Raw genomic sequence first — 17,902 nt, 5'->3', positions numbered from 1 at the left:
TGCAGCGGAAGGACTTAGGTGTTGCGGCCGCCGTTGACGCCGAGGATCTGACCGGTGATGTAGCCGGCCTCTTCGGAGATGAGGAAGGCGCAGGCTGCGGCGATGTCTTCCGGTCGGCCGACGCGCCGAACCGGTGTCTTGGCAATGTGGTCTTCGACGGTGCCGCCCAGGAGGCGCTTGCCTTCGGCCGTACGCAGCATCGGGGTGTCGATGAATCCCGGTGGCACGGCGTTGACGGTTATTCCTTCGGGGCCGAGTTCCAGCGCCAAGGACTTGGTGAGTCCGTTGACCGCTGACTTGGACGCGACGTAGTGAGTCATGAACGGCTGCCCGGAATGTGCGCTGGACGACGAAATATTGACGATGCGTCCCCAGCCGGCTTCGAGCATGTCGGGGAGCGCCGCCTGGCAGCAGTGGAATACGCCGTCGAGGTTGACGTCGAGGACGCGCTTCCAATCGTCGAACGACAGTTTCGTGAATCGCTGGAATCCGTCGAGGCCGGCTGCGTTCACCAGAATGGTGACGGGACCCAACTCGGTGCGGATCTCCGCCAGAACCTCGTCCAACCGCGCGCGGTCCGTGACATTAGCTGTGTACGAATACTTTTCGTCCGAGGGTGTGAGGTCGATCGTGGCAACGTTGTAACCGTCGGCGCGCAGGCGTTCTGCGACAGCGCGGCCGATACCCGAACTGCCACCGGTGACAACTGCAGTTCGCGTGATCTGAGTACTCACGTTTTCTCCGTTCGCGGATTCGCTCATGCCCACGGCTCATTGCCGAGGATGGTGGTGCGGTGCATCGTTCGCTCCGACTTGGGGTCGTAGGGAAGTGCGCGGTGCAGCATTCCGGTGTTGTCCCAGATGACTACGTCGTCGACCTCCCACGTATGGCTGTAGGAGAAGCGCTCCTGAGTGGTCCATGCGAGCAGTTCGTCGAGGAGCGCCCGGCTTTCGTCGGGCTGCATTCCGACGACGTGGTCAGCCGTTGCGCCGAGGACGAGTGACTTGCGTCCGTCGCGGTGTTCCCAGACCAAGGATGATTCATGGGTGGGCAGACGGCGCCAGGATGCAAGTTGCTCGTCCGTGGGGTTCGGCTCGATAAGTCGCTGCGCAGCTTCGAAGCTGTGTACGACGCGAAGATCGTCGTAACGCTTACGTTCCTGCTCCGGCAGGTTCTCGTAAGCCGCGTAGGTGCTGGCGAATTCGGTGCCACCGCCAGTCATGGCCACGTGCCGTGCCGTCAGCATTGTCGCCTTGGCCGGCACGTCGTTGGTGGTGTCGTCGATGTGCCAATTGAACGTGCCCCGAAGGTATTCGGCCGACGGGTTCTTGGCCGGGTCGAGCGTGACCTTGAAAATTTCCTTGCCCGCGGGGGCCAATACCGGTCCGAGCTTGCGGCTGAATGCGACCTGAGCCTCGTCGTCGAGGTGCAAACCGCGGATGAGCAGTACCCCGCGCCACTTCAATGCCTCCAGGCATCTCGCAACTACAGCCTCGTCGTCCAAGCTGTCGATACCGATGACCTCTACGCCCAATGCCGGGCTGAGCGCCTTAGTCTCCATCAGAAGAATCTCCCTTCAATTTATGAGAACCATACTCTCGCCTTCATGATGCCCGCAAGAGTCGAAGAAGGGCAGATCACTCGGGTGGAAGTCCGGCGATCGGGGAACGCGGTTCGTTCCTGTGGGGCTATGCGAGAGTCTGTCTGATTGCTACAATTCCCGGAGCGAGAATGCAGTATTCTCATTTGTGAGAATGACGTATTCAAATCAGAGGGAGGCGAGATGCACTCGATGGATATCAGGAGTGACCTCCTGATTTACCGCGTACCTGCTCTCGCTTGAAGTTCTGAGCGATTTTCACGATTACGGGGAGACTGGCATGTCATACATCGCTTCGATAGGGACGTACCTACCGTGCTGGGGAACGTCGGATTCCCGCGTGCCGGGTGACGACGAGGACGCGATTACTCTCGCGGTCGAGGCCGGCAGAGCGGCGTGTAGCACCAGCACCTCCGTAGAACACGTCATTCTGGTGAGCCGGGATCTGCCGCTGCTGGAAAGCAGTAATGCCGCGGTTCTGCTGGCCGGACTCGGACTCGATCCAGAGCTGGAGGTGGTCGAGCGCCTCGGCGGCGCACCCGCAACGCTCGACGCCGTCAGTAATGCTCGGCCGCGGACACTGATCATCGGCGTCGACCTTGAACCGGCAGGGGCAGCCGCCGTACTGACGTCGGACCACGGACTGCGAGTCCGCACCGCTGCTCGGGTGTCGCGCAGCCTTCCGGTGCGTACTCGTAACTCCATTGGCGTTGTACATGATTACGGCGATCCGCGGTTGCTCAAGGAACGCGGATTTGTTGCATCGCTGTCAGCTGCGTGGGTGGATGCACCGGTTGCGGTAGCCGGTGTCGAGCACAAGCAGGCCACGACGTTGTGCGCGGCAGAGCCGGTTCGGCTACCGACACTCGGCGCGAGTTCGGGTCTGTTTGCCCTTGCTGCCATGGTCGATTCGGGAAGCACCGGATCGCTCGTCGGTGTCGAGCAGGCCAGCCTCTCGGGAGTCCGGGTCGCGGACGGCACTGCTGAGGTACACCGCCGGGAGCCCGCGCCGCGTCCCAAAGTGGAAGGCCAGTTCGTGCCGGGCGCCGATATTCCGATTTCGCTGGCAGCCTATGAGCGTGCCTTCGACGCAAAAGTCCGGTGGGAAGCGGGAAAATACGAGGACAGCGACGACCTGGACTTTCCCCCTCGCTATCGGGTCGACAACGACGGCACATTGCAGACGGACTACACGTTTGTGCCACTACCACGAACCGGGTCGGTGTATACCGAAGTAACCGTGCATGTTCCGGTTCCCGGACTGAAGACTCCCTACTCCTTGGTGATCGTGGAACTCGACGACGTCGACGTTCGAGCGCTCGTCAAGGTGACCGGCGTCGAACCGGGAACTGTTGATCTCGGCGATCGTGGCCGGATGGTTCTACGCCGGGTGGCGATCCGCTCCGGGGTGCCGGACTACGGATACGCATTCGAACCGGAAACAGCATTTCTGATCGAGCAGGAGGCGGTATGAGAAACGTGGCGATAGTCGGCGCGGGGATGACACCCTTTGCCGAGCATTTCACCCTGGGTATCAAAGACCTGTTGCCCATGGCGTTCTCCGAATGCGCCGCCAGTATCGACAAGGGCTTGGACAAGTCCGATCTGCAGGCGGCCTGGTTCGGTGCGATGGGAACTCCAGACGGCTTTCCGTCCGGCATTCTCGCGGACACTCTCGGCCTGGCAGACATCCCCGTAACACGCATCGAAAACTCCTGTGCAACAGGCCATGATGCCGTGCGCAACGCGCTGTTCGGAATCGCGTCCGGTGCCTTCGACGTCGCAGTGGTCGTAGGAGCGGACAAACTCCGCGAGAGTGCGTCCAAAGACATGCTGTGGGAGTGGGAAGCTATGGCCCGCGACATGGCGTGGGATTACCCGCTCGGTCTGGTGGCTCCGGCCGGCTTCGCCTTGCACGTGCGTCGCTACCTGCACGAATCTCCTGCCACCCGGGAGCATATGGCCATGGTGGCCGTCAAGAATCATCTTCACGGCGTCAATAACCCGAAGGCCTGCAAGCGATTCGAGATCACCATCGAGGAAGCTCTGAACGCACCGACCATCGTGACGCCGTTCAGTGCCTACGATTGCGCTCCACAGAGTGACGGCGCGGCAGCGTTGGTGCTGGCGGCAGAAGACGTCGTGGAGAGATACACCGATCGTCCGGTCTGGATCCGCGGCGTCGGCTTGGGCCTGGATTCCGTCATGCACCAGCACAAGCGTGACATGACGTCGTTCCCCGCCACGGTTCGCGCTGCGAAGCAGGCCTTTTCGATGGCCGGCATGACCCCTGCCGACGTGGATGTCGCAGAGGTACACGACTTCTTCACCGGCATCGAGTTGATCAGTTACGAGGATCTCGGCTTCGCCGACCGGTTCGAGGGGTTCAAACTCATCGAATCGGGAGCTACCGGAATCGGCGGCTCCATACCGGTGAATCCGAGTGGAGGTCTGATCGCCAAGGGGCACCCGCCGGGAGCAACCGGTGTCGCGCAGTGCGTCGAGTTGTTCGAACAGTTGCGCGGTGATGCCGTCAATCAGGTTGACGGTGCCCGGATCGGTTTGGCACACAACGTCGGTGGACCGACAGCCGTTGCAGCAGTGACCATTTTGGAGGGGCCGAGCGTCTGATAGTAGTAAGTACCGAGAACTTCAGGCAGTGGGCGAGCGTCGAGCGACGCTCTCCCGCTGCTGCCCAGAAGGCGACGCGCGAATCACCGACATGGTGTGTGAGCGCGTCGTCAATGGTGCTCTTTTGCAGTGCAACTGAAAGCTGATCGACTGTGTCGATAGCTCGAGATTTGCCGTAGCCGCCTGTGTTCACACGCCAGGCGGCTGGTCTTGTTGTCGTGGCCCGTGTCGGTCGTTTTCACCAGTGGCGCCGAAGATCTCGATAATCGTCTGTGTGTTTCTTCCTTCCTGGGTACTCGATTCCGGTGACGTGGGCATTCTTCGACGTGCGGACCTGCGCAGAACCATTTTCCTTGACACTTTGCGCAATAGTGTCTAGTTTTATGATCGCTCAGCCAGATTTACTGCGGCAGGGTTTGCCGTTGCAAGCCGAGTCCGGGTGGGTTGATCTCCGTTCCGCGCATTTCTCGAGGGGGTAGCAGTGTCCGTGGGTGACGTGACGGAATTTTTTGCTGGGCCGGCGGCGGGCGCGGATTTTACCGATTGCCTTGCAATAGACACTGATTCATTGCAGTGATCGAGGTGGGGTCGCGCTCCTGGTGTCGATTCGCCTTGTGAGAGTCGGTGTTTCAGTGTGTTCGACGGGGGAAATACTGTAATGCGCACTCGGCGACGAAGGTTCGGTACGCACTGTGATCTTGACCTCATTCGGCAACTCGTGCTAAGAAGGTGCTCAGCATTTTAGTGTGAAAGCTGAGATCCGCACAGGTGGTCATCATCTTTCGGGGGCAATGCTCAGTTCGGAAGATGGCAGATCACTCGGTAGCGGTGACGGCAGGTTCGACGCAATGCGTGCCCACTCTCGTATGCGGCGGCGGACTGAACTTGTGGGCGAACGGAAAGTGGAAGATCCATGGAGATCCCAGATCGAAGTTTTGGCCAGAAGCGTTCTGCATCAAGTGAAATCACGAGTTGGATGCACGGGTATACGCGACGGCATCCCGTTGCCGCACTGGAAACGGTTGGTGGACAATGCGTTCTCGGGCTTCGTGCGATCCAGTACTTGGTGATCGACATCGCGACATTCCGTTTTCCAGTAGCGGAGTTCGTGCGTCAGACGGCCTTCATGGCGTCGGCATCCGCCGTTCCGACTCTGTTTGTCGCTATACCGATCGGCGTGACATTGTCGATTCAATTCGGCTTGCTCGCCGGACAGGTCGGTGCGACATCCCTGGCGGGCGCTGCCAGTGGCCTCGCGGTGATCAGACAGGGCGCTCCGATGGTCGCTGCATTACTCATGGCATCGGCAGCGGGATCGGCGATATGCGCTGACCTCGGATCTCGCAAGATCCGCGACGAGATCGATGCGTTGGAGGTCATGGGGATTTCGGTGATCCGCAGGCTTGTGGTGCCCAGGCTTGTAGCGGCGATTACGGTTGGTGTTGCACTGACGGGGCTCGTCTGTTTTGTGGGATTCTTTTCCGGCTACCTGTTCAACACCTTTGTCCAGAACGGCACTCCCGGCAGTTTCGTGTCGACATTTGCATCCTTTGCCACCGTCGGTGATTTCTTCCTGACGATGATCAAGGCAGTGCTCTACGGCGCGATCGTGGCAGTCGTCGCGTGCCACAAGGGACTTACCACTCGCGGTGGACCCGCCGGCGTTGCCAACTCGGTCAATGCCACAGTGGTGGCGTCGATCTTGCTCCTCATGGTCGTGAACGTGGTCCTGACACAGTTGTACGTGTTGATGTTCCCGCGGACGGGTTTCTAGATGGCATCGCGGTATTACCCGCCGGGTATGAGGTCAGCGGTCAAGGTGGTCTCGGCGCAGGCAACAGTTGTCATGCGTCTGGGTCACATGGTCACCTTTCTGGGCCGGGCACTGGCCGCAGTTCCCTGGACCTTGAGGCATTACCGGAAGGAATTTCTGCGGATTCTTGCCGATGTCACATGGGGCAACGGTTCGATCGTAGTTGGCGGCGGAACGGCGGGTGTGATCATCGTTCTGGGTGCCGCGGCGGGGGCGATCGTGGGAATCGAAGGCTACAACGCGTTGCATCTGCTCGGTTTGGAGCCGGCGACCGGGATGATCGCGTCGACCGCAACAACGAGGGAACTGGCACCCATCATGGCGTCGTTGGCTTTTGCCGCGCAAGCAGGATGCCGCTTCACAGCGCAACTGGGTGCGATGCGGATCTCGGAGGAGATCGACGCGATGGAAGCGTTGGCGATCCGTCCTATCCCGTATCTCGTGACAACGAGGCTGATGGCATCCGTGGTTGCGGTGGTGCCGCTGTATCTACTCTGCCTCGCCTTGAACTACGTTGCGGTGAAGGTAGTCATCGGGCTGTCGGGTGGGGTGTCGACAGGTACCTACGAGCACTACTTCCGCCTGGTTCTCAGCGCGACGGACATCGGTTACTCGTTGGTGAAAGCTGTTGTCTTCGTGATTATTACCTCTACCATTCAGTGCTACTACGGTTTCTTCGCGTCCGGTGGCCCACAAGGGGTCGGGACTGCCGCCGGCCGAGCGATGCGTGCCAGCATCTCTGCGATGATTTTCGTCAATCTGCTACTGACGGTAGCGTTCTGGGGCATCGGCTCCGGGGCAAGGCTCGGTGGGTAGCTGATGCCGATACTGTTCGAAGCCGACGGCCGAGGCCCCTCTGCGACAACACTTCTCCTGCACGGTGTTGGCGCGCTGATTGTCGTGGCGCTGCTGATCACCGGATTGATCGCGAAAATGAACGGAGTCTTCGACAAGGCATTCGAGGTTACAGCGGTTCTTGCCGATGTCGGGGACGGATTGCCTGCGCGCTCGGACGTTAAATTTCGAGGCGTGCTGGTCGGAGTGGTGAACAGTGTGGATACATCGAGCGGCGGCGAGTCGAAGTATGTCGACATCGCTCTGAAACCGGAGTACGCGGCCGGGATTCCGGCAACAGTGACGGCTCGTGTTGTGCCCAGCAACGTCTTTGCCGTGTCGTCCGTTCAGTTGGTCGACAACGGGAGCGGCCCCCCGCTGTCACCCGGCGCGGAAATCCCGCAAGACGAAAGTCTGTCGACGGTACAGTTGCAGACCGCGTTGACAAAACTCCGTGAAATCGTCTCTGCTACAGCACGTATCGGGACGGATCGCACACTCGGAATGCTCGCGGCCGTTGCGGCGGCAACAGACCGTCGGGGCGCCGATATCGTCACTGCGGGTGAGCAACTCCGCCGAATTGCCGCCGAACTCGGTGAGTTGACCACACCGAACGGTGAACCTTCCAGCTTGGGTGCGTTGTCCTCTGCCATCCGCGGTCTCCAAGAAGCTGCACCCGACCTTCTTGATGCCGTACACCATTCCGTCGTACCCATGCGGACCTTGGCACAGAAGGATGCCGCGTTGACCGCGCTGCTGACTGCCGGTTCGACAACACTGTCGGAAGTCGGTTCCGTTCTCGACAACAACACGGACAAGATTGTCGCTATCACCACACAACTTTCACCGGTTCTCAGCGTAGTTGCCGACGGCAGTACGGAATTCGCGCCCATCGTCACGCGGATGAAAGTCATATCCGACAAGTGGTTCAGCGAGTTCTGGCCGGTGGGTCAGCAGAACGCGACGGGAAAATTCCTGTTCCAATTCACACCGCACAAGATGTACACCCGCGCCGATTGTCCCCGCTACGGTGAGTTGGCCGGTCCGAGTTGCGCGACTGCGCCGGAGACCGCCGCGCCACCTGTGGTAGCTGACGGCGTTGCCCGTCAATTCGACTTTGCCCCGACGTCCGGAGGGAATGTCGGTCCGGTCGGAAGTGCCCAGGAGAAGGAACTTCTGGGCGATCTTCTGGGAGGCGAATCGACCCCTGCCGACGAGTTCATCCTCGGACCGTTGGCCCGGGGCAACACCGTGCAGGTGACACCCGAACCCGACGTGCCACTCGAACTCGAGCAGGGGATCCGATGAGCTATCGAAAACCCTTGATCGGAATCGCCGTGTTCCTGCTGATCTCCTGTGGCCTCACGTGGACGGTGTTCGTCACACTGCAGCGCGGTGTTCAGGGCGAGACGAAATCCTTTACCGCGGTCTTCACCGACGTATCGGGATTACGCGCCGGCGACGACGTGCGGATGGCTGGGGTTCGGGTGGGGCGCGTCGATTCGGTCAGTCTCGACGGAACGCTTGCGCGGGTGGCTTTTCGGATCGAATCGGACCAAACGCTGTACGGCAACACCAACGCCGCGATCACGTATCAGAACATCATCGGACAGCGCTATCTCGGGTTGTCCCTCGGTGAGCAGGGGGAACCTCGAGTTTTGGTGAGTGGGGACGAGATTCCGGTGGAGAACACGGAACCATCCTTCGACATCTCGATTCTTCTCAATGGTTTCGAACCGCTGTTCAGCGTGCTCGATCCGCAGCAGATCGACAATGTCACAACCGCGATTGTCAGTGCACTGCAAGGTGATTCCGGATCGATTACCACATTGGTATCCGAGACGTCGACCCTTGCCGAGTCGTTTGCCGGCCCGGACAAGATTCTGGGCGACATCATCGTCAATCTGGACGGCATCGTTCACAGCCTCGCACTGCAGAGCACCAACGTCGACACGATGATCACGCAGGCACGGACGATCTTCGAACAGCTGGCAGCCAGGCGCGGCGAAATGGTCGACTCGTTGGATTCGATCGCGCTCGTTGCCGATCAAGTAGCAACACTGTCGAGCGACGTCGCCCCAGACCTGAGCGAGTTCCTCACTCGGGAACCGGGTTTCGCCCAGCACTTCCTGGACAACAAGGACACCTTCGGATACTTCGGTTTCAACTTACCGCCGATGTTGAAAGGGCTTGCGCGAGCGAGCCAGGACGGAAGTTACATCAACACGTACCTGTGCAATCTCAATGTCACCCTCGTCCCGGCGATCAGTGCCGTGATCCCCGCGATCGTTGCGCAGTCGACGCCCGGTGGTCAGATTACCCAGTCGAAGATTTGCAGGTAAGCGAAAGATGATCAGAGAAGCCACATCGAATTACACTCGGAGACTGCGTAAGCCCCTCGAGGATCGCAGTGCACTGGGGATCGGGGTCTTGACGGTGGCAGGTCTTGCCATCGCGATGGTCGTTGCCCTCTGGGTTACATCCGCAGGAATCGGCAAGGTCAGCTACGACGCCGAATTCACTCAGGCCGCCGGAGTCAGCGCGGGCGACGCGGTCACCATCGCGGGTGTTCCAGTGGGAACCGTCGATGGTGTCCGACTCGCAGGAGATCACGTTGTCGTGACCATGCAGATCGACGAGGGTGTCTCACTGGGAGCCGGTACCGCAGCCTCCATCAAGTTGACGACGTTGTTGGGATCGCGCTACGTCGAGATCCGTCCCGGCGGTGACGGTGACATTGCCGATCATCGGATCGGGTTGGCCAACACCGAAGTTCCCTACGATCTGCAGCAGACACTGGATAATGCGACCACCACATTCGAGCAGGTTGACGCGGAGAAGATCGGGCAAACACTTACCACGTTGTCCGATCAACTGGAGGGCACACCTGCGCTCGTACCGCAGGTACTCGCGAACATCGAGAACTTGTCTTCGGTGCTGGCCGAACGGCGCGGACAGATCGGTTCGCTGCTGACCAGTACAAGTGAGGTGACAACTGTAATCCGCGGGCAGCAGAACAGTCTGGGTGAGTTGGTGCGCAACGGCCGTGACGTGTTGGCGGAAATCAATGCCAGACGGGAAGTAGTCGACCAACTACTCGTATCGACCACCGCACTCGTAGACCAACTGCACAGCGTCGTTGTCAATGACAGTCCGGCAATCGACGAACTGATCAACAATCTGAATGGCCTGCTCCAAAGCCTGAGCAACAATGACGATCTGCTGCGCAACACATTGGAGATCCTGCCGGTTCCGTTGCGCAACTTCGCCAATACCTCCGGGACCGCCAACGAAGTCGATTTCACGGCCCCCGCTGGGCCTTTCATCGACTCGTGGATGTGCGCTGTCAGCGGCCATGCAAACGAGATGAACTTGCCGCCCTATCTGAAGGACTGCAAATGAGATCTCTCGTATCGATAGCGAAGGTCGCGTTGGTAGTTGTTCTCGCTACTGCCGGTTGTTCGGGTATTCGCAGCGCAACCTCGATGGACAATACGATCACCGTCACGGCGCAATTCGACAGTGGCGCAGGACTGTACGAAGGGAACTCCGTCTCGGTTCTCGGCGTTCCGATCGGTTCGGTGACCAGCATCGTCCCCCGCGGCACCGTGGTGGAAGTAACGATGAGCCTCGACAGCGGAGTCAAGATCCCGGAAACTGCGCAGGCAGTAACTGTGTCGACGTCGGTGTTGACCGACCGTCATGTCGAAATCACTCCGCCATACCGGGACGGCCCGGTGATGACGGACGGCGACATCATCCCGATGGACCGAACAAAGACTCCCGTCGAATTCGATCGACTGATCGCCATGGCGGACAAGATGGCGATCGAGTTGCAGGGCGATGGAGAGGGTTCCGGCCCGGTCGCTGACCTACTCGGGATCGGCAGCGCGATGGTCGACGGGAACGGGCAAGCCATCAAGTCGTCACTGAGCCAGTTGGCGTCGGCGCTGCAACTGGGTAGCGACGGCGGCGCGCAAACACAGAATGCCATCACGACTGTTGTGGACAATCTTGCAGTCTTGACTTCCGTTGCCGCGAACAATGATCAGGACATTCGTGAATTCGGTTCAGCCCTGGCGCAAGTGAGTGATCTGCTCGGTGAGGCGGACTTGGGCTCGGGGGACACCGGTACCAAGCTCAACGAAATCCTTGTCGAGGCAGATAAACTTCTCGCGGCCAACCAGGGAACTCTGCAATCGACAGTGACCAACGCAAACACCGTGGTGACCGCATTGGCCGACTATCGGCGTGAACTTTCTGAATTTCTTACTGTCACCCCACTTTTGATGGACAACGCTTACAACGCAATCGATCAGGAGAACGGCGGTGCGAGGGTGCACGCTCAGCTGGAGAAGGTCTTTCTCGACGGGCAGTTGGTCAAGGAGATCTGCAATGTCCTCGGTCTGCGTCAGCTTGGCTGCAGTACGGGAACACTCGAAGATTTCGGCCCGGACTTCGGGATCTCCGGGATGCTCGAGGGCTTGGCGGGGTTGCCGCGATGACGCCCCGAGGGTGGCGGGTTGTTTCCGCCGGGGCATGCGCCGGTCTGATGCTGTCCACGGCGGCGTGTGGTGTGGGGCTAGAGAGTCTCCCGCTGCCGGCACCTGGAGTTTCCGGGGACTACTACACGCTGTACGCGGTCTTCGACAATGCACTCAATCTGCCCGCCCAAGCGAAGGTGAAACTCCAAGGCGCAGACATCGGCGAGGTTGAAGCGATGAGAGTGCAGAACTACGAAGCGATAGTCACGATGCGGATCAAGGATGGCATCAGCCTGCCGGTCGGGGCCGGCGCGGAATTGCGGTCGGCGACACCGCTGGGAGACGTGTTTGTCGCAGTGGAACCCCCGCCTGGACCTGCGTCGAACGGTGCTCTTCTGTCCGACGGAGACAGCATCACGATTGCGTCGACTTCGTCTGCGGCGACGATCGAAGAACTCCTCACCACATCGTCGTTCTTGATCAACGGAGGCGTCCTGCGCAACCTGACGAAGGTTGTCAACGGGCTCGGAGAAGCTGTCGGCGGACGAGGTGAGGAAATGGCGGACCTGATCGGTGAATCGACCGCTCTGATCGGGACACTGTCGAGCCGGAGCAACGAGATTCGTGAGACGCTTGCGTCGACCAATCAGCTTCTCGTGACGGTGTCGGAGCAGCAATCGTCGATCGACGACGCGATTTCGGCAGCCGGTCCCGCGCTCGGCACTCTGAACGCCAACACTGCGCAAATGCTTGATCTGCTCGCACAGGTGGCGCAGGTAAGTAGTCAAGTGGGAAAGTTCCCGTCGGTGAGCGGTACCGGCGCAGGCGGGATGGTCGCCGACATCAACACAATCGCTGCAGAACTCAACGACGCGGCAACCGATCCCAACGCGAGCCTCGCAGCCGTCAACAGGCTTTTGCCGCCACTCCTCAAGATCACCAACTCGACGTCCGCCCATGTCAATGCCGACCTGGAACAGCTCGCTATCGGGGCGATTGCGGATCCGAACCATCCCGCTGACCCTGGCAGCCGACTTCCGGATTCGAGCGACTGGGATGCGCTGGTGGGAACGATTACCTACACGCTGATGCGGTTGCAGGGCAGAGTGCTGGGGACCGGCCGATGAACAAGCAGATCCCTGACGGTGAGGGTGAGATGGGCCCGGTTGCGCGGCTGTCGGAAGTCCCCGCGGCAGCTCTCGTCAGCGCGGTCCGCTTCAGTAGCGCTCACCGACTCACAATGTCGGTGGTTGCACTCGCCGCAACGCTGGTTGTCGGCGTGGTGTACCTGACCTTCGGGGTCTTTCACCTGAGCCCGATCAGCTCGAAGATTACCGTGCGCGTGCACTTTTCGATATCCGGCGGGCTGCTGCCGCAGCAGGAGGTGATGCTCCGCGGAGTTCCTGTGGGAAAGGTGAATTCGGTCGAGTTGACCGACAGTGGTGTAGTTGCCGTCGCGGAGATCGACGGGGGTGTCGAGATTCCACTGGGCGGTGAAGTGCGTGTGGCGGGACTGTCGATGGCAGGCGAACAGTATCTGGACTTCAGGCCTACCACCGACAGTGGTCCGTATCTTGTCGACGGATCGGAAATCTCTTCCGAAGAAACGTCGACCCCGGTGCCGCTGGCGTCCATGTTGGGAAACCTCGACGGCATGCTGGCGCAAATCGATCCTGCCGAACTCGAGATGATCGTCGCGGAACTCGGCGTCGGACCGGAAGGGCCGAAGAAACTGTCGGCGATACTCGACGGCGGCGCCTTCCTCGTCTCGACGCTCGATTCGGTATTACCGCAGACGGCAACCCTTCTGCGCAGCAGCAAGGTTTTGCTCGGCACACTTGGTGACAGCGGCCCTGGGCTGCGCAGTACTGCGAGCAATCTGTCGGAACTTCTGCTCGGCGTCGAAGCGAAGGACACGGGGCTTCGTGAGTTCCTCGACGGTACGCCGTCGACTCTGAAGTCGATTGACGCGCTCATCGCCGACAACTCGCCGACAATGGTTCAGCTCCTCGGCAATCTGACGACGGTAGCCCAGATGGCCTACTTGAACGTACCTGCGCTGCAAGAGTTCTTCGTCCCGACATACCGTCAAGGCTCCACACTCGAAGCACTCACATCTGTTTTTCACGACGGTGGAATCTGGGCGTTTGTCAACATCTACCCGCGCTATTCGTGTGACTACGACTTGCCACGTCTACCGGCGACGGTTCCGGATTTCCCGGAACCGTACCTGTACACGTATTGCGACAACGAGGACCCGTCGGTGCTTGTCCGCGGCGCTCGGAATGCGCCACGTCAACCAGGTGACGACACCGCCGGCCCGCCTGCCGGTGTTGCACCCGACACGCGAGCGTCGCCGACACCGATTGGGCCTCAATCGATTCCACTTCCCTATGGAGGTCCTGATCTCGAACAGAGTCCACCGGGGTGAACGCGGAAGAGCAGTTGAAACAGGAACATCGCAGCAGAGGAGAAGGAAAAATGAGCGAACGCGGTTCGACGACAACAATCGACAAGGCTGCAGATCTGGACCCTGAAGTAGACGAATCCGCAGCGGAGGGCAAGAGTGATGTGGGGTCGAGCGACACGGAGCCGGAGGTTCGCGTTCGCCGACGGGGGAGAGTAGTCGGAATCTCTGTGATTGCAGCCGTGGTGGCCATATCACTGTCCATGGCAGCAGTTTTCGGTTGGAAGCTACACGAAGCGCGCGCTGTCGACTCGGCAGCGGCCGCCGCACTCGATGCGGCGCGCCAGTACGCGGTGACTCTGACAAGTGTGAGTTCGGATTCGCTCGATCAGAACTTTGCGGCCGTACTCGACGGAGCCACCGGGGAATTCAAGGACATGTATTCCCAGTCCAGTGAACAGTTGAAGCAACTGCTGGTCGATAACAAGGCCGCAGCTCAGGGAGTTGTGATCGATGCCGGGATCAAATCGGCGACCGCTACGGAAGTCGAGGTCCTGTTGTTCATCGACCAGACCGTCAGCAATACCGTCGCACCTGATCCGCGGATCGACCGCAGTCGAGTCGTGATGACGATGAACCTGGTGGACGGTCGCTGGCTCGCCGGCAAGGTGGATCTACCGTGACACCGCGAGCGGGGAGCGGGGATGTCACGTGGACGGCCCCGCTCCGCACTCATTCATGTTCGGAGAGAGCCGCTCTGGGGCATTGCGCGATTGACGTCCGTACTCGGGCTTCGGCATCGTGCGGTACGGGTCCGGTAGTTACTTCCAGTTCCTCGTTGATGTCGAGGGCAAATACTTCCGGCGCGTTTTCCACGCAGAGTGCATTTGCCTCACACAGATTCTTGTCGACGACGACGCGCATTCGGAGTCCTCCCTGATCAAGTTCACGGCTCGAATCCATGCCGTGTTGCACTGAGTGCGCGAACGAAATTGATTCCAGCGGATCGGAACGCATACCCGCGTGAATGTAAAGTCATCCACCACCTTGGATACTGTACCTTCGCAGAAGAGATTGCAAGCCCCAAAAGGGTTAGGGCTGTGTCTAATTCGTGTCTTCGAGCCGTTCGCCTTCGAGTCGAACCAAATACTCCTCGACCAAGGCGAAGGTCTCCGCGTGCCCACCGAAAACGCCGAGTGACTCTTCCATCACGAGAACGCGTGACAAGCTTGTGATCAATACCAGCGCTGCGGCAGGCGGGCATGTTTTCGGATCGATACCATACTCCTGCAACACATTTCCCATTATTTCGAGTTGAGCTGCGCGGAATCGCTCGGAGTAGTCGGCGATTTCCGCCCGGATGACTTTCCGATGATTGGCGAGGGCGACAAACTCCATAGTGAAGGCGGTGCCCTCCGCTGCGATGCTGAACTCCCACAGCGCTCTCAGGGGTTGTGGCGATTTCAGTAGTTCGGCCTGACGCTCGAGACCTTCTACCGCGCGGCGACGAAACAGTTCGAGAAACAGATCGTCCATCGTGCGGAAGTAGTAGTACACGAGCGGCGGCTTCAGCCCGGCCTTCTTTGCGATGCGGCGAGAGCTGACCGCCGCATACCCCTCTTCCAGCATGACTTGTTCTGCGGCGTCGAGGAGGAGTGCTCGATTTTTTGCATCAGGTGCGCCGATTCTGCGTGGCGAAGTCATCCGTGGCTCCCTAGGCGTCAAAGGCTGTTCATGTGAACGGTTCTCGCTACAGCCTAATGCGAAGAAAACTCCGCTAGACCATTGCCTACACCCTAAGCTACGCATATGCTCAGCATTATGTTGATCGACTGATCAGCATTTGCCAGGCGACGTCGACAATTCGGCTCGCCTAGATGCCCGTCGACCCCGCTCGTCCCGAGGGTGCGCTGCCTTCCGACACACGTGCCTAGCCCCAAAGACGCCAATGCCCTGCTTTCCGACACAGGAGACCCGTAATGACTGAAATCGATCAGGTCGACTTCTTCACCGATCCGTCGATCGTGGATGATCCGTACCCGTACTTCGAATCCCTACGCGCGCAGTGTCCCGTCGTGCGAGAGCCACACCACGGTGTTGTTGCCGTGACGGGGTACGACGCGGCGACTGCTGTGTACCGCGACTCCGAGGTGTTCTCGTCGTGTGTTTCGGCAACGGGCCCCTTCCCCGGGTTGCCGTTCGAACCCGAGGGTGACGACCTCGGCGCTCTGATCGAGCAGTACCGCGATCATTTCCCGCTGCACGAGCATCTGGTGACCATGGACATGCCGCAGCACGCGGCGCACCGGTCGTTGTTGAAGCGACTGCTGACGCCCAGGCGTTTGGCGGAGAACGAAGAGTTCATGTGGCGGCTCGCGGATCGCCAGATCGACGAGTTCATCGCCCGGGGCTCGTGCAACCTCATGAGCGACTATGCGCAACCGTTTGCGCTGCTTGTCATTGCTGATCTGCTCGGTGTACCGGAAGAGGACCATCAGGTATTTCGCGTGACGCTCGGCGCGCAACAGGCGGGCTCGATCGACGAGTCCGAGGCCTTCACGAGCAATCCGCTCGAGTTCCTGGCAGAGCGATTCACGTCGTACATCGAGGACCGTCGACGGGAACCGCGCGACGATGTTCTGACGGCAATCGCCACAGCCAAGTATCCCGACGGCTCGACTCCGGAGGTCGTCGATCTCGTGCACGTCGCGTGCTTCTTGTTCGCTGCCGGCCAGGACACGACGGCGCGGTTGTTGACCGCGTCCTTCCGATTCATCGCCGAGAATCCAGAACTGCAGCAACTGCTTCGCGACGAACCGGAACGTATACCCAATTTCGTCGAGGAGACACTTCGGATGGAGGGGCCGGTCAAGAGCGACTTCAGGCTTGCGAAGAACCCGACAACTGTTGGCGACATGGATGTTCCGGCCGGGACCATCGTCATGATCTTGAACAGTGCTGTGAACCGTGATCCGGAAAGGTTCGAAGATCCCGACACGTTCGACATCGAACGGCAGAATGCGCGCGAGCACATAGCTTTCGGTCGAGGAATCCACGCGTGCCCGGGTGGTCCGCTGGCCCGCGTCGAATCACGTGTCAGCATCACTCGACTTCTGGATCGACTGAAGGACATTCGGATTTCCGAGGCCGAGCACGGACCAGCTGACTCGCGGACGTACGAATACGAACCGACATACATTCTGCGGGGCCTCAAGGCGCTGCATCTCGACTACACCCCCGCGACGGAATCCTCGTCGGCGGAATCCGTGATGACTGAAACCCACTGACTAGCACCCACTGACTAGCACCCGTTGACTGAAACTCGTTGACGAACAAGGAGAACAACATGACTTCATCCACTCAGGGGACCTCCGCGAACGACCGTGTGGCGGTCGTGACCGGCGCTGGATCGGGTATCGGGCTGTCTGTGGCTCAGGCTCTTTCGGAGCAGGGTCACCGAGTTGCATTGTTGGACAGAAATATCGACGAAGCGCAACGTGTTGCTGAGAAGTTGAGTGCGGACGGCACCGAGGCCATGGCATACCAAGTGGATGTCACCGATCGTGTTGGTGTCAGGGCTGCCATGGACGCGGTACGCGGTGAACTCGGCCCGATCTCGATCATCGTCACCAGCGCGGGTGTCGAGACGTTCACACCGGTAACCGAGATCAGTGCGGAGGAGTGGGACCATATCGTCGCGGTCAACCTCACCGGAACCTTCACCTCCATTCAGGCAGTTGTTCCCGACATGATCGAAGCCGGGTGGGGTCGAATCGTCACCATCTCGTCGTCGAGCGCTCAGTCGGGCGCGCCGAACATGGCCCACTACGTAGCGTCCAAAGGTGGGGTCATCGCACTTACTAAGGCACTGTCCTTCGAGCTTGCGCCGCAGGGGATTACCGTCAACTCGATCCCGCCGTCGATCATCGATACCCCGATGGCTCGTAAGTCCGAAGCGGACGGAGATTTTCCCGGCGTCGACGTTATCGCAAGTATGACGCCGGTCCGTCGTGCCGGACTGCCCAGTGATGTGGCTGCGGCGTGCGCGTTCCTCTGTACAGACAACGCGGGCTTCATCACGGGACAGCTCATCGGTGTCAACGGAGGTTGGTATATGTAAATTGTCCGTTTCC

At 59.9% G+C, this 17,902-nt stretch carries 17 protein-coding genes; 13 read left to right on the top strand and 4 right to left on the bottom strand.

Annotated features, from left to right (window positions below):
• Positions 1–14: 14 nt before the first annotated feature.
• Both R4P64_RS22650 and R4P64_RS22645 read right to left on the bottom strand, forming a co-directional pair.
• A complete protein-coding gene (locus R4P64_RS22650; RefSeq protein WP_230590010.1) occupies positions 15–734 on the bottom strand; it encodes an SDR family NAD(P)-dependent oxidoreductase in 720 nt (239 codons plus the stop codon).
• A gap of 23 nt (positions 735–757) precedes the next feature.
• Complete coding sequence (locus tag R4P64_RS22645; protein ID WP_080711616.1) at positions 758–1,561, bottom strand: TauD/TfdA dioxygenase family protein; 804 nt, start codon at positions 1,559–1,561, stop codon at positions 758–760.
• A gap of 319 nt (positions 1,562–1,880) precedes the next feature.
• Here R4P64_RS22645 and R4P64_RS22640 point away from each other — a divergent pair, with 319 nt between their 5' ends.
• The 11 genes from R4P64_RS22640 to R4P64_RS22590 all read left to right on the top strand — a co-directional run bounded on the left by R4P64_RS22640 (position 1,881) and on the right by R4P64_RS22590 (position 14,452).
• A complete protein-coding gene (locus R4P64_RS22640; RefSeq protein WP_033231773.1) occupies positions 1,881–3,074 on the top strand; it encodes an OB-fold domain-containing protein in 1,194 nt (397 codons plus the stop codon).
• Entirely contained in the window at positions 3,071–4,231 is a 1,161-nt protein-coding gene (locus tag R4P64_RS22635) for a thiolase C-terminal domain-containing protein (protein ID WP_317822803.1), read from the top strand. Before R4P64_RS22640 ends, R4P64_RS22635 begins: the two co-directional genes overlap by 4 nt.
• A 913-nt stretch (positions 4,232–5,144) precedes the next feature.
• Positions 5,145–6,005 (top strand): ABC transporter permease, encoded by an 861-nt coding sequence (locus tag R4P64_RS22630; protein ID WP_317822802.1) that lies wholly within the window; start codon positions 5,145–5,147, stop codon positions 6,003–6,005.
• Positions 6,006–6,860 carry an ABC transporter permease gene (locus tag R4P64_RS22625; RefSeq protein WP_317822801.1) on the top strand — a complete coding sequence of 285 codons (855 nt, stop codon included), beginning with the start codon at positions 6,006–6,008 and terminating at the stop codon, positions 6,858–6,860.
• 3 nt (positions 6,861–6,863) lie between these two features.
• Complete coding sequence (locus R4P64_RS22620; RefSeq protein WP_051730289.1) at positions 6,864–8,186, top strand: MlaD family protein; 1,323 nt, start codon at positions 6,864–6,866, stop codon at positions 8,184–8,186.
• Complete coding sequence (locus R4P64_RS22615) at positions 8,183–9,220, top strand: MCE family protein (RefSeq protein WP_317822800.1); 1,038 nt, start codon at positions 8,183–8,185, stop codon at positions 9,218–9,220. Before R4P64_RS22620 ends, R4P64_RS22615 begins: the two co-directional genes overlap by 4 nt.
• 7 nt (positions 9,221–9,227) lie before the next feature.
• Complete coding sequence (locus R4P64_RS22610; RefSeq protein ID WP_317822799.1) at positions 9,228–10,280, top strand: MCE family protein; 1,053 nt, start codon at positions 9,228–9,230, stop codon at positions 10,278–10,280.
• Positions 10,277–11,383 (top strand): MCE family protein, encoded by a 1,107-nt coding sequence (locus R4P64_RS22605; protein ID WP_179300759.1) that lies wholly within the window; start codon positions 10,277–10,279, stop codon positions 11,381–11,383. Before R4P64_RS22610 ends, R4P64_RS22605 begins: the two co-directional genes overlap by 4 nt.
• The gene (locus R4P64_RS22600) at positions 11,380–12,489 is read left to right on the top strand and encodes an MlaD family protein (RefSeq protein ID WP_317822798.1); all 1,110 of its coding nucleotides are present in this window, start codon (positions 11,380–11,382) and stop codon (positions 12,487–12,489) included. Before R4P64_RS22605 ends, R4P64_RS22600 begins: the two co-directional genes overlap by 4 nt.
• Positions 12,486–13,793: an MlaD family protein gene (locus R4P64_RS22595; protein WP_084702446.1), complete on the top strand. Its 1,308-nt coding sequence runs from the start codon at positions 12,486–12,488 to the stop codon at positions 13,791–13,793. The genes R4P64_RS22600 and R4P64_RS22595 overlap by 4 nt, the downstream gene beginning before the upstream one ends.
• Positions 13,794–13,843: 50 nt before the next feature.
• Positions 13,844–14,452 carry a hypothetical protein gene (locus R4P64_RS22590; protein ID WP_172936614.1) on the top strand — a complete coding sequence of 203 codons (609 nt, stop codon included), beginning with the start codon at positions 13,844–13,846 and terminating at the stop codon, positions 14,450–14,452.
• Positions 14,453–14,501: 49 nt separating this feature from the next.
• Here R4P64_RS22590 and R4P64_RS22585 read toward each other — a convergent pair whose 3' ends face one another.
• Both R4P64_RS22585 and R4P64_RS22580 read right to left on the bottom strand, forming a co-directional pair.
• A complete protein-coding gene (locus R4P64_RS22585) occupies positions 14,502–14,693 on the bottom strand; it encodes a ferredoxin (RefSeq protein ID WP_317822797.1) in 192 nt (63 codons plus the stop codon).
• Between the two features lie 180 nt (positions 14,694–14,873).
• Positions 14,874–15,473, bottom strand: coding sequence for a TetR/AcrR family transcriptional regulator (locus R4P64_RS22580; protein ID WP_095887043.1), 600 nt, complete (start codon positions 15,471–15,473; stop codon positions 14,874–14,876).
• A gap of 275 nt (positions 15,474–15,748) precedes the next feature.
• Between R4P64_RS22580 and R4P64_RS22575 the strand changes: the two genes are divergently transcribed.
• Positions 15,749–17,056, top strand: a complete 1,308-nt coding sequence (locus R4P64_RS22575) for a cytochrome P450 (RefSeq protein ID WP_045064720.1) — start codon at positions 15,749–15,751, stop codon at positions 17,054–17,056.
• A gap of 59 nt (positions 17,057–17,115) precedes the next feature.
• The gene (locus R4P64_RS22570; RefSeq protein ID WP_033231765.1) at positions 17,116–17,889 is read left to right on the top strand and encodes an SDR family NAD(P)-dependent oxidoreductase; all 774 of its coding nucleotides are present in this window, start codon (positions 17,116–17,118) and stop codon (positions 17,887–17,889) included.
• Positions 17,890–17,902: the final 13 nt, after the last annotated feature.

Origin of the sequence: Rhodococcus sp. IEGM 1366 (genome assembly GCF_033142425.1) — a bacterium.
GTDB lineage: Bacteria > Actinomycetota > Actinomycetes > Mycobacteriales > Mycobacteriaceae > Rhodococcus_F > Rhodococcus_F globerula.
Note: the sequence above shows the minus strand (reverse complement) of the source record. Positions and strands in the feature narration are given on the sequence as shown.